The organism is Nitrosomonas sp., from assembly GCF_024282095.1.
In the GTDB taxonomy this organism is placed as follows: Bacteria; Pseudomonadota; Gammaproteobacteria; order Burkholderiales; family Nitrosomonadaceae; genus Nitrosomonas.
The window spans coordinates 1-12,016 of sequence record NZ_JAMWZS010000027.1 but is presented as its reverse complement, the minus strand read 5'-3'; the positions used below and the strand labels follow the sequence as shown (position 1 = coordinate 12,016).

Below are 12,016 nucleotides of genomic sequence, written 5' to 3'. Positions count from 1 at the left end.
ACATTAACTGGATTTTACAGGGTTTTTTGTACGGCGCGTAAGCGCGGACATCAATCCGATGCACACCAGCAAACCGGCCAATCCAAGCACCGGGTAATTGCCAGCGCGCACATACGGTGTAGCGCCGCTGAAGCCTTGCGCCAATCCGTGCAGCGCTGCGGTGGTAAAAATTTCGATGGTTTGCAGCACCCTGCCGCGCTCGTCGATAATCGCCGTCACACCGGTATTGGTGGCGCGCAGCATATAGCGTCCGGTTTCCAATGCGCGCATTTGCGAAATCTGCAGATGTTGCTGCGGTCCGATCGAGCGTCCGAACCAGGCATCATTGCTGACATTCACCAGCATCGTTGCTTGCGGCAATTGATAAATAATCTCTTCGCCAAATACGTCTTCGTAACAGATGTTAATGGCAACCCGTTGTCCGGCTAAATCCATCGGCTGCTGATCCAGGCTGCCGCGCGAAAAATCGGATAACGGAATTTGCAGCACCTGAATCACCCAGCCAAAGATGGGTTTCAATGGAATAAATTCGCCAAAAGGCACCAAATGGTGTTTGCGGTAGCGCTGCTGCGGCGCGGAACCATAACTGAACATGGTGTTGTAATAATCGTCACTGCCGTCGACAGTGCGCTCAGCCAAACCGATTAATACGTCGCCATCATTGTTTCTAGCATGTGCGGCAAGATGGGACAAATAGGATTGCGGCATGACGTCGCTGAAAAGCGGGATGGAAATTTCCGGTGTCACAATGAGACGACTATCACTTTCCAGAATCAACTTGGCATACGTTTCCATGGTATTCTCGAGATGATCTTCACGCCATTTCAGATCTTGCGCGATATTGCCTTGCAGCAGGCTTACCGTGACCGGCTCTCCCTCCGGCTTTACCCACTCAATTGCCTGCAAGCCGAAACCACCGAGCCAAATCAAAACAAATGGCACGCCATAACGCCATTTTCTGAAACCTGTTTCCGCCCAAAGAAAAAGCAATGCGGCGCTAAATATCAACAGCAGCGAAATACCATACACACCGATGATGGGCGCAAAACCTGCCAATGGGCTAAATGGCGCCTGTGAATAGCCCAGCGCCAGCCATGGGAAGCCGGTAAACAGATAACCGCGCAGCCATTCAAACAACATCCAGAGTGCAGCGGCGACCGCTGCCCAGATCAGCGGTGATGTGAGCCGCAGCTTGGCTAATATCCAAACGCTCAAAGCCGGAAATAACGATAGATAAGCACATAGTATGATCAACGCAATCACCGCGATGGGCATGGGCATGGCACCAAAATCATGCAGGCTGACATAGATCCAGGTTACTCCTGCACAGAATAATCCCATGCCAAAACAAAACCCAAGCAAGGTTGCACGCATAGGGGACCGGCTTTTATGGCAAAATCCCAACAACACGGCCAGCGTGATGACGGGTACCGGAAACAGATAGAATGGCGCAAAACCGAGCACAGTCAGCATGCCCAGTAAGAAAATAATAATCAGCTGAATACTATACAGATTTTTCAATCGAACCCACGAGATGGCTTAATGGACAAAATGAATGAACGAGAGACAGACCAGCCTACAATAATCAGCGCAATGCACAGTATGAGATTATGTGAACTTTCATGATCTGATGCTGTTCTCATCCTTTCTTATCATAAATTAATTAATGACTGCTTTGCGCGCAATTCTAACATTGCTTGGCGTGGTGACATAAAATACTACAAGCGTTAACAGGCCGTTGAAAAATGTTTTCGAGGCAACCGATACCAGGCAAAAACAGACGAAAAAGCGCAATTTATGCGTAATAAATGAGCATTTTGAGCCTGTTTTTAACACCGTAGCGGCAACACAGATAGTTTTTCAACGGCCTGTTAAATAATTATTTATTCACTTTATTGTCGGTATAAACGTAGAATATACGCATTGATGATGGTAAGAATCTACCTACGAGTGCAAAGATCGAGGGGTGGAAGAATGATATTAAATGATTTAATTTCATAGATCTTTCAAGTGTCGCGGAATAGTTGTATCTTTTATCTTATATTTGGAAACCAATTGGATTTTTCATGAAATTTAGAATTCTATGCGTGTTACTGCTGTTTGGATTGACTGCCTGCGCGCAGATTCCCAACAAAGAGGGAGTAGAAGAAACAGGAGAATCCACTGAACAAGAAGAAATCAGTCAGCTTAATTTACCTAAGCAGGAACTGACCGCACCTATCTTATTTGATTTTTTAGTCGGTGAAACCGCCTTACAGCGAGGCAATCTGGATATTGCCGTTAATCGCTATATCAAGTTGGCCAAGACAACGCGCGATCCACGGATCGCAAAACGCGCCAGTGAAATTGCTTTGCACGCAGGAAACCCGTATGCAGCGGAACAAGCGACCACCATGTGGGTTGAACTTGAGCCCGATTCAGTGGATGCACGCCAAACCATTGCAGCACTATTGGTAAATCTGGGCAAACTGGATGCAGCACGGCCGCATCTGGAAAAATTACTGGCTTCAGAAAAAGATGGGGTAGGCAATGCATTCATGCAACTTAATCAACTGTTGTCACGCAACCCCAATAAAGCAGCCACATTACAGTTAATACAACAACTCGCTCAACCTTATAAAGATTTACCGGAAATCCATTTCTCAATTTCCCAAGCAGCGTGGTTTGCCAACCAGCATCAGTTGGCATTGGAAGAAATGCAACGAGCACTGGCTTTACGTCCCGGGTGGGAAATCGCCGCAGTTCACAATGGACGAATACTACAGCGCACCTCCAATAGTGATGCGAGCGCGTTTTATCATGATTACTTAAAAAAATATCCTGCAGCCAACGAGGTGAGGATTGCGTATACCCGGGTGTTAATCAACGACGATCGCACTGATTTAGCTCGGGAGCAGTTGCAATTGCTGCTGGATAAGAACCCGGAAGATCCTGAAGTCATGCTGGCCATTGGATTGCTCGCTACCGAAATGGGCGATTTTGATATCACAGAAACAAGCTTTAAGAAAGCGCTGAGCTTGGGATATAAAGATCCAAACGCTATCCATTTTCATCTGGGTCAGATCTACGAGGAAACCAAGCGCCCCGATATCGCGATGGAATCGTATCAAATGGTAAAAAGCGGTCCACGCTATTTACCTGCACAAATACGTTACGCGGATTTACTGGCTTCGAAAGGCTATTTGAACGAAGCGCGCGAACATCTGCAGAAACTTCCAGCCGCCAACGATCAGCAAGCAGCTCATCTGATACTGGCAGAAGCGCAAATTCTGCGAAGAACCAGAGCGCATCAGGAAGTATTCAATTTATTGAATGATGGCTTAAAGAAGCTGCCCGATTATCCTGAGTTGCTTTATGACCGGGCGTTAGCGGCAGACAAACTGGGCAAGTTCACTGTTCTTGAACAAGATCTGCGCAAGCTGATACAGCTCAAACCGGACAATGCCCATGCTTACAATGCGCTGGGTTATAGTCTCGCTGAACGCGGCAATCAATTGCCGGAAGCTTTGAAATTAATTCGCAAAGCAGTCGAATTGTCCCCGGAAGATCCCTATATTATGGATAGCTTGGGTTGGGTATACTATCGCATGGGTAATTTTACTGAGGGGTTGAATTACTTGAACCTGGCTTTCGCAGCCCGCCCTGATCCGGAAATTGCAGCGCATCTGGGAGAAGTGCTGTGGATGCAGGGCGCCAAAGAAGATGCCAAAAATATCTGGCGCTTTGCCTTGGAGAAAGATCCGGATAACGAAGTATTGATTGAAACTCTACAACGTTTTATTAAAAAGAAAGTGGTGGATTAACGGCTTTGAGATTAAACCAAGCAAAATAACGCCATGAGAACAATCATAGTTAACAAGTCAAGCTATAATAGGCGTGACAGTACAATTGACCAGCGCTATCAATATCATCAATCAACTTTCTATGGGTATCGATAGAATCCTCAGACATGCTTAACACTTCACCCGTACTTGAATTTAAAAGCAGTACCTTCTTTGCACCTATTTTGATTCTTTTCAACAATGACATGGCCGCAATTGAAGAGGCACTGCAGGACAAAATAAGCTTGGCGCCGGAGTTTTTTAAAGATTCTCCGTTGATTGTCGATTTGCGCGAACTCAACAAACAAAACCAGGATCTGGATTTTACTCAGATAGTGCAGATATTGCGCAGAGTTGGCTTCTTCCCAGTCGGTATTCGCGGCGGTAACGAACAGCAAAATAAACAAGCGCGTACATTATCCATTCCGCTTGACACTGTACGCGAGCAAAGCAGTTCTATCAGCATCGGCGAAACACAAAAACAGGAAACCGCGCCACAACCTTCCCCACAACCGGAAGTACCCGTTGCCAAGCAATCTGCAAATCCTATTCCTGCTCCACCAGCTTCTGCTGCAGCAACACTCGTTACACAGCCGATTCGATCAGGACAACGTATTTATGCATCCGGTGATTTGATCATTCTATCTCAGGTCAGCGCTGGTGCTGAAATAATGGCTGAAGGCAACATACATGTCTATAATACGCTGAGAGGCCGCGCCTTAGCAGGCGTGCATGGCAACACGGCTGCCAGGATATTTTGTTTTGATTTACAGGCTGAGCTTATTTCCATTGCGGGGGATTATAAAACCAGCGAAGATTTGAACAAGCAAACCTACACAAGTCCGGTACAGATATATTTGCAAAACCATGCATTAATTATTAAAGAGATTGCTTAAGACCAAATACGGCAAAGGAGGCTCAATTGGCAAGAATTATCGTCGTGACATCAGGCAAAGGCGGCGTTGGTAAAACAACAACAAGCGCAGCAATCGCCATGGGGTTGGCAAAAGCTGGCCACAAGACTGCTGTGATTGATTTTGATGTGGGGTTACGCAATCTGGATTTGATTTTGGGTTGCGAGCGCCGGGTTGTCTATGATTTTATCAATGTCATTAACGGGGAAGCCAGTCTCAATCAGGCACTCATTCGTGATAAGAATTGTAACTTGCTGTACATTCTTCCAGCCTCTCAGACACGTGATAAGGATGCACTGACACAAGAAGGGGTCGGTAAAGTCTTGGATGAATTGTCCAAGGAATTTCAATATATTGTTTGCGATTCTCCTGCGGGTATTGAGAAAGGTGCCAATTTGGCACTGTATTTTGCCGATGATGCTTTTGTCGTCACCAATCCTGAAATTTCTTCAGTGCGGGACTCGGATCGCATGTTGGGTATTTTATCCAGCAAATCACGTCGAGCAGAGAGAAATGAAGAGCCGATCAAGGAATATTTGTTACTCACCCGATATGATGCTGATCGAGTCAAGTTGGGTGAAATGCTGAGTCTCGAGGATGTTCAAGAAATCCTATCGTTGCACTTGTTAGGTATCATCCCTGAATCAAAATCAGTGTTGTCTGCGTCTAATGCCGGCATACCGGTCATTCTCGATGAAAAAAGTGAAGCAGGCCAAGCCTATGCCGATGTCGTCGCGCGATATTTAGGAGAAGAGCGGCCACATCGATTCATTGATGGCAAACAAGGGTTTTTCAGGCGGCTTTTCGGAGGAAGAAAATGAGCTTACTGGATTATTTTAGATCATCTAAACCTAAAACCGCATCGGTTGCCAAAGAGCGATTACAAATTCTTGTAGCACACGAGCGCAGTTATCGCAATCAGCCCTCCTATTTGCCGCAATTGCAAAAAGAACTGCTGGAAGTTATCCGTAAGTACGTCAACGTGAATCAGGATGCAATATCAGTTAATTTTGAGCAAGATGAGAATCAGGAAACATTAGAGCTGAACATTGTGCTGCCTGATTATCAGCATTCCGATAAGGGACTCAATAATTAGAGAATGTATAACTTCACTAGAAGTCGCTGATTATTTATGAATCAATATCGGATAGTTCTAATAGATAAGTGAGAAATCTTAAATTACTATCTCTCTGGTTTAGCGTCAATCAGCAGATTATCTATGCGGGAATCCTGATATGTAGTGCTTTTCCATGGATTTCCGGTTGTGTTACCCCGGCTCATCAAACGACGGCTGATACCACTGTCAAAACCATCCTCATTGAGCCTGCTGCAGATGCTCAAATCGCCCCAGCCACTGATTTTAATCTACTCGGTAGAATATCCATTCAAAGCCAGAACCAAAATTCTTCCGGTAGCTTTCGCTGGCAGCATTTAGCAAACAGTGATGAAATCTTGTTATTTACACCACTCGGTCAAGCAGTGGCGGAAATAACCAAAGATCAAGAAGGTGTACGTTTAATCACGTCAAAACTGGAAGCTTTCTATGCCAATGATGTGGAAAGTCTGACAGAAGAAATTCTAGGGTGGCGCTTGCCACTCGATGGCCTGCGATACTGGATACAAGGTATGCACTCACCCGCTACCGTCGCGGAAAAAGATTTGGATAACAAAGAGCAAGTGGTAGCTATCCGGCAGGATGGCTGGAAAATTTATTATAGTAATTACACGCCTGCTCAGCCCAATCAACCTCCTCTTCCGAGAGTTTTATACCTAACGTATGAAAATTTGAAGATCAAATTGGTAGTTGATAACTGGAAAGCTGAATAAATTATTCTTTCACTAAAAACAAAAATCATTATTTATCCATGCATACATTTCCAGCCCCTGCCAAGCTGAATCTTTTTTTACACGTCGTAGGCCGCAGGCCGGATGGTTATCACTTACTGCAAACTGTTTTTCGTTTGATAGACTTCTCTGATCAACTAAGTTTTAAGTTGCGTACCGATGGCATCATCAAACTGCACAATCCCATTGCAGGTGTGCCAGAGGATAAGGATTTATGCGTCCGTGCCGCCGCACTGCTCAAACAAACAACCAATACCCAACATGGTGTCGACATTTTTCTACAAAAACGAATTCCGATGGGCGGCGGTTTGGGAGGCGGAAGCTCTGATGCAGCAACCACTCTGCTGGCACTCAATTATTTGTGGGAGCTGAATCTGAGCAAAGATCATTTGCTCGAATTAGGGCTACAACTCGGTGCCGATGTCCCTATATTTATTTTTGGGCAAAATGCGTTTGCAGAGGGCGTTGGCGAAAAGCTAACGGCTATCGATCTACCGCCAGCTTGGTACTTAGTGCTTGTGCCCTCCGTGCAGGTATCGACCGCGGAAGTTTTTGCAAGTAAGGAATTGACACGCAACACATTACCGATCAAAATACCGCCCTTTTCTGTGTGGCAAGGACATAACGACTTGGAATTAGTCGTTTGCCAAGCATATCCTGAAGTAGTCAGATGTTTGGAGTGGCTAAAGCGGCTAGAAAATACTACAATAGCGGCAATGAGTGGTTCAGGCGCTTGTGTGTTTGCTGAGTTTGTAACAGAGTTAGCGGCACAAACCGCTTTTGAAAAAATTCCTGACGATATGAAAGGTTTTGTTGCAAAAGGATTAGATTTTCATCCGCTGCACGGGCTGATGGAGTAACGGTTTTTGGGGAGTCGCCAAGTGGTAAGGCACCGGATTTTGATTCCGGCATTCGTAGGTTCGATCCCTACCTCCCCAGCCAGTTTTCGTTTAGCAAGAAATTTCATTCGAATAATTGGCAAATTTATTTCATGAACACAATAGATGAATGGCAATCAAGTCATGTTCTAAGTCTCTGTAACGATTCATATTGACAAGAAAAACCTGTAATCGTCTTTTCCCGCTAATCTATCTCAAAGAAACAGCATGTCTTATGACAGTTTGATGGTTTTTACCGGTACTGCCAATCCCAAATTGGCCCAGGATGCTGTGAAGCATCTGAATATCCATTTGGGGCGTGCAACTGTCGGGCGTTTCAGCGATGGCGAGATCATGGTGGAAATCCTTGAGAATGTGCGAGGAAAAGATGTTTTTGTATTGCAATCCACCTGCGCACCGACCAATGACAGCCTGATGGAGATATTGGTCATGGTGGACGCGCTGAAACGTGCTTCCGCCGGTCGCATCACTGCGGCAATTCCCTATTTTGGATATGCCCGCCAGGACAGAAGGCCGCGCTCAGTGCGCGTGCCAATCACCGCCAAAGTAGTTGCCAATATGCTGACGACCGTCGGCATTGACCGATTGTTAACGATGGATTTGCACTCAGACCAAATTCAGGGTTTTTTTGATATTCCTGTTGATAATATTTATGGCATGCCCATCCTGCTGGGAGATATCTGGAAGCATAATTATCAGAATCTGATGGTTGTATCGCCTGATGTTGGCGGTGTGGTACGCGCCCGGCATTTGGCCAAGCGTTTGGAATGCGATCTGGCCATTATCGACAAACGGCGCCCCAAACCCAATGAAGCAAAAGTCATGAACATCATTGGTGAAGTTAAGGATCGTACATGTGTGATCATTGATGACTTAGTGGATACCGCCAACACATTGTGTGAAGCAGCCAACGCATTAAAGCAACGCGGTGCAAAATCAGTGCTGGCTTACTCCACGCACGCGGTATTATCAGGCAATGCAGTGGAACGTATTCAAAACTCGGCGCTGGATAAGTTGGTGGTCACCGATACGATACCTTTGCGCGAAGATGCGATGGCTTGTGATCGCATTTGCCAGTTAAGCATCGCAAATCTGCTGGCGGAAACCATGTTGCGCATCAGCAATGAAAGTTCATTAAGTTCACTATTCATGGAATAAATTGAACCGTTTTTTTAACCGGTTTGTTTGGTCGCGAACAAATCACAATTATGGAGTATAGCAATGAAAATTGAAATCAGTGCCGACAAGCGCACACTGCAGGGAAAGGGTGCGAGCCGCCGCCTGCGTGGTTCTGGTAAAGTACCAGCAATCATTTATGGCGGTGATCAAGAAGCGCAATCGATTGAAATGAATCATAATGATTTATTTCACAAGCTCAAACTGGAAGCTTTTCATGCATCTATTTTGTCGCTCAGTGTTGCAGGAAAAACAGAACAAGTGCTGCTACGCGATATACAAATGCATCCTTTCAAGCAGCAAGTGTTGCATGTGGATTTTCAAAGAGTTGATAAGAACAAGAAAATACACATGAAAGTTCCGTTGCACTTTATCAATGCGGAAATTTCTCCCGGTGTAAAAACATCCGGTGGTGTTGTTACGCATATCTTGACCGAAGTGGATGTCAGTTGTTTGCCGGCAGACTTGCCTGAATTCATTTCAGTCGATTTAGCCGAACTCACAGCCGGACATACACTTCACTTAAGTGATATGGTATTGCCCAAAGGGGTTGAAATTGTTGCTCTGTCAAAAGGTGACAATTCAGCGGTTGCGGCGATTGTTATTCCACGCTCCGCACTCTCTGACGAAGCTTCCGCTGCGGAAGCCGACGCAGAGAAAAAGCCTGCCTGATAAAAAAAGAGCTAATCAATCGCACTCAAAATTCGATAAATCTGCTGGAATAGAACAAATACCGGCAGATTTATCCATCAACTGTCTTATCGCACTTCATGAAGCTTATCGTTGGACTAGGCAATCCAGGCAAAGAGTATGTTGGCACACGCCACAATGCCGGCTTTGAGTGGATCAACCGATTTGCTGAAATGTTACATGTCACACTTAAACCGGAAATACGGTTTCATGGATTATGTGCACATGTCAGTCAGAAAGATACTGATCTATGGCTACTACAACCGCAAACTTACATGAACGTCAGTGGGCGCGCGGTGGTTGCACTATGTCAATTCTATAAAATCCAGGTTGAAGAAATGATCGTCATTCATGACGAGCTCGATTTACCGCCAGGTATCGTCAAGTTAAAGAAAGGCGGCGGTTTGGGCGGCCATAATGGACTCAAAGACATTGCGGCAAAATTGGGTACGCAGGATTTCTGGCGATTGAGAATAGGTATAGGTCATCCGGGTGATCGTAGCGCAGTGGTCGGTTATGTATTACATCCACCCAAAAAAGAAGAAGCACAATTAATTGCTGAAGCAATTGAGAGAAGTCTGGAAGTGTGGCCACTCCTTGCCCAAGGCGCTTGTGAAGCAGCCATGTTAAAATTGCATACCAAAATATAAGTGCACATAGAAACTGTATGCTATTCGTTTGCAAAACTTCATGCCATTGTTCAAACAAATTTTAATGAGAATCAGGTCATGAGTCTGAAATGCGGAATCGTGGGTCTACCCAATGTAGGCAAATCCACATTGTTTAATGCACTCACCAAAGCAGGGATCGCTGCAGAAAATTATCCTTTTTGTACGATAGATCCCAATATCGGCATCGTTGAAGTGCCGGATCCCCGCTTGCAAAAACTCAGTGAAATCGTCAAACCGCAGAAAGTGCAACCGGCTATCGTCGAATTTGTTGATATCGCCGGACTGGTGGCTGGCGCATCCAAAGGGGAAGGCCTCGGTAACAAATTCCTTGCCAATATCCGTGAAACGGATGGCATCGTCAACATGGTGCGCTGCTTCGCTGATGACAATGTCGTTCATGTCGCAGGTAAAGTGGACCCGATATCGGATATTGAAGTCATCCAAACCGAACTCTCTTTGGCTGATCTCGCCACGATAGAAAAAGCACTGCAACGCGAATCCAAAGTGGCCAAGTCGGGCAATAAGGAAGCCATCAAATTGTGCGCCTTACTGGAAATGGTACAAGCGCATCTTGACCGCGGCAAACCAGCCAGAACACTCGGATTGGATAAGGAGCAGCAACAATTGCTGCAACCGCTTTGTTTGCTAACCGCTAAACCGGCTATTTACGTAGCCAATGTGGACGATCATGGCTTTGAAAACAATCCATTGTTAACACGTGTCCAGGAATACGCAGCAAGCGAAAATGCGCCCGTAGTCGCCATATGTGCAGCACTTGAGTCAGAAATCGCAGAACTGCCTGATGAAGATAAGCAAATCTTCTTAGCCGATCTTAACCTGGAAGAACCTGGGCTCAATCGACTGGTGCGCGCCGGTTATGAATTACTCGGACTGCAAACCTACTTCACCGCCGGTGTCAAAGAAGTCAGAGCATGGACGATTCACAAAGGCGATACCGCACCGCAAGCCGCTGCCGTCATTCATACTGATTTTGAGAAAGGCTTTATTCGCGCTGAAGTGATCAGTTATGAGGATTTTATTACCTGTAACGGTGAACAAGGCGCCAAGGAAGCCGGCAAGATGCGTTTGGAAGGTAAAGAATATATCGTTAAGGATGGCGATGTGATGCACTTCCGGTTTAATGTTTAACTGGTAAGGCTAATCAGGCAGCACAGCTGTTAAATTGTTGCAGAATGCGAATAGTGAGTTGTCGGAAATGAGCTTTCGTCTATCTAACCATATTTTCCCAATTTATCCGATCAGCTTTGAGAGTTGGCTATCATTTCTAACTAAAATACACCATCGAGCCACGGCCGAGAGTTCTGCATTAGGGTGGATCAATTCACGAATCCTTGCGCGTATTTCGCTCAGTTTTGCTTTCGCGGAGGGGTTATTGCCTGCACTGCAGCGTGTTTTCGCAGTAGAGAAGTCGGCGATCAACTGGTCCACTTTTTGCCAGATCTTGCGGCGGGCTTCGGCCAGCGGCACGTGTTCGTCTAGTTTAATTCTACTTCTACTTAGTCTCCCCTGCAAAAACACTCTACCTCCTATGAATGCTGGGACTCATACCAAATTATCCAGCGCTGAAAACCCTGAGAATATAATATAGGCATCAAAACCTGAGGGAATTAGAGGGGAATTTAAATGCCGACCGATGACCTTTTCCACGCTCGTCTAGACCAGATGATCGATCTGCACCACCCCTTGGCGGTGTTGGCAAATCGACTGCCGTAGTTTGATATTGAAGCAGCACTTGCATCAGCTTTCGAGCGCAAGAACCGTCAAGGCCAAGTGGTAGAGGTCAGTGATCTTTTCGGCACGGCGTTAGCGACTGTCGGCACAGGAGTGAGTGCTGCGGGTCGGCCCCGATTGCCCATTCGTTTGATGGCATCGCTGCCGTATCTGAAACACGCATTCAATCTTAGAGACCATTGCACGGTTAAAAGCCGCTATGAACGAGCAGAATGATATAATTCTGTTCCAAATCATATGATTGAGTT

Annotated in this window: 12 protein-coding genes, 1 tRNA gene and 1 pseudogene; 12 read left to right on the top strand and 2 right to left on the bottom strand. The window is 45.8% G+C overall.

The window, feature by feature from the left end:
- Positions 1–3 precede the first annotated feature (3 nt).
- Positions 4–1,473 (bottom strand): apolipoprotein N-acyltransferase, encoded by a 1,470-nt coding sequence (lnt, locus tag Q0K92_RS08930; protein WP_297325491.1) that lies wholly within the window; start codon positions 1,471–1,473, stop codon positions 4–6.
- 593 nt (positions 1,474–2,066) lie between these two features.
- On the opposite strand from lnt, the gene Q0K92_RS08925 reads away from it, so the two are divergent.
- The 11 genes from Q0K92_RS08925 to ychF all read left to right on the top strand — a co-directional run bounded on the left by Q0K92_RS08925 (position 2,067) and on the right by ychF (position 11,165).
- The gene (locus Q0K92_RS08925; protein ID WP_297325458.1) at positions 2,067–3,803 is read left to right on the top strand and encodes a tetratricopeptide repeat protein; all 1,737 of its coding nucleotides are present in this window, start codon (positions 2,067–2,069) and stop codon (positions 3,801–3,803) included.
- Positions 3,804–3,949: 146 nt separating this feature from the next.
- Positions 3,950–4,717 carry a septum site-determining protein MinC gene (gene minC, locus Q0K92_RS08920; RefSeq protein WP_297325457.1) on the top strand — a complete coding sequence of 256 codons (768 nt, stop codon included), beginning with the start codon at positions 3,950–3,952 and terminating at the stop codon, positions 4,715–4,717.
- A 26-nt stretch (positions 4,718–4,743) separates the two neighbouring features.
- The gene (gene minD / locus Q0K92_RS08915) at positions 4,744–5,556 is read left to right on the top strand and encodes a septum site-determining protein MinD (protein WP_110339560.1); all 813 of its coding nucleotides are present in this window, start codon (positions 4,744–4,746) and stop codon (positions 5,554–5,556) included.
- Entirely contained in the window at positions 5,553–5,831 is a 279-nt protein-coding gene (gene minE, locus Q0K92_RS08910) for a cell division topological specificity factor MinE (RefSeq protein WP_297325456.1), read from the top strand. Before minD ends, minE begins: the two co-directional genes overlap by 4 nt.
- A gap of 68 nt (positions 5,832–5,899) precedes the next feature.
- Complete coding sequence (lolB, locus tag Q0K92_RS08905) at positions 5,900–6,562, top strand: lipoprotein insertase outer membrane protein LolB (RefSeq protein ID WP_297325455.1); 663 nt, start codon at positions 5,900–5,902, stop codon at positions 6,560–6,562.
- Between the two features lie 38 nt (positions 6,563–6,600).
- Positions 6,601–7,440 (top strand): 4-(cytidine 5'-diphospho)-2-C-methyl-D-erythritol kinase, encoded by an 840-nt coding sequence (gene ispE / locus Q0K92_RS08900; RefSeq protein ID WP_297325454.1) that lies wholly within the window; start codon positions 6,601–6,603, stop codon positions 7,438–7,440.
- A gap of 7 nt (positions 7,441–7,447) precedes the next feature.
- Positions 7,448–7,522 (top strand) — tRNA-Gln (locus tag Q0K92_RS08895).
- A gap of 164 nt (positions 7,523–7,686) precedes the next feature.
- On the top strand, positions 7,687–8,637 hold the full coding sequence (locus Q0K92_RS08890; RefSeq protein WP_297325453.1) for a ribose-phosphate pyrophosphokinase: 951 nt from the start codon (positions 7,687–7,689) through the stop codon (positions 8,635–8,637).
- A 63-nt stretch (positions 8,638–8,700) separates the two neighbouring features.
- On the top strand, positions 8,701–9,327 hold the full coding sequence (locus tag Q0K92_RS08885; protein WP_297325452.1) for a 50S ribosomal protein L25/general stress protein Ctc: 627 nt from the start codon (positions 8,701–8,703) through the stop codon (positions 9,325–9,327).
- A gap of 98 nt (positions 9,328–9,425) precedes the next feature.
- Entirely contained in the window at positions 9,426–9,995 is a 570-nt protein-coding gene (gene pth / locus Q0K92_RS08880) for an aminoacyl-tRNA hydrolase (RefSeq protein ID WP_297325451.1), read from the top strand.
- Positions 9,996–10,073: 78 nt separating this feature from the next.
- Complete coding sequence (gene ychF, locus Q0K92_RS08875; protein WP_297325450.1) at positions 10,074–11,165, top strand: redox-regulated ATPase YchF; 1,092 nt, start codon at positions 10,074–10,076, stop codon at positions 11,163–11,165.
- A 102-nt stretch (positions 11,166–11,267) separates the two neighbouring features.
- Here ychF and Q0K92_RS08870 read toward each other — a convergent pair whose 3' ends face one another.
- Entirely contained in the window at positions 11,268–11,504 is a 237-nt protein-coding gene (locus Q0K92_RS08870; protein WP_297325449.1) for a hypothetical protein, read from the bottom strand.
- 156 nt (positions 11,505–11,660) lie between these two features.
- Between Q0K92_RS08870 and Q0K92_RS08865 the strand changes: the two are divergent.
- Positions 11,661–11,945: pseudogene (locus Q0K92_RS08865) on the top strand (IS5/IS1182 family transposase); the annotation flags it as partial.
- Positions 11,946–12,016 lie beyond the last annotated feature (71 nt).

Bases quoted from the DNA above. Each gene is read 5' to 3' on its own strand.
- Q0K92_RS08925 (WP_297325458.1), top strand. From the start codon at position 2,067: ATGAAATTTAGAATTCTATGCGTGTTACTGCTGTTTGGATTGACTGCC.
- ychF (WP_297325450.1), top strand. From the start codon at position 10,074: ATGAGTCTGAAATGCGGAATCGTGGGTCTACCCAATGTAGGCAAATCC.
- lnt (WP_297325491.1), bottom strand. From the start codon at position 1,473: ATGCTGACTGTGCTCGGTTTTGCGCCATTCTATCTGTTTCCGGTACCC.
- minC (WP_297325457.1), top strand. From the start codon at position 3,950: ATGCTTAACACTTCACCCGTACTTGAATTTAAAAGCAGTACCTTCTTT.
- pth (WP_297325451.1), top strand. From the start codon at position 9,426: ATGAAGCTTATCGTTGGACTAGGCAATCCAGGCAAAGAGTATGTTGGC.
- Q0K92_RS08890 (WP_297325453.1), top strand. From the start codon at position 7,687: ATGTCTTATGACAGTTTGATGGTTTTTACCGGTACTGCCAATCCCAAA.
- Q0K92_RS08885 (WP_297325452.1), top strand. From the start codon at position 8,701: ATGAAAATTGAAATCAGTGCCGACAAGCGCACACTGCAGGGAAAGGGT.
- ispE (WP_297325454.1), top strand. From the start codon at position 6,601: ATGCATACATTTCCAGCCCCTGCCAAGCTGAATCTTTTTTTACACGTC.
- minE (WP_297325456.1), top strand. From the start codon at position 5,553: ATGAGCTTACTGGATTATTTTAGATCATCTAAACCTAAAACCGCATCG.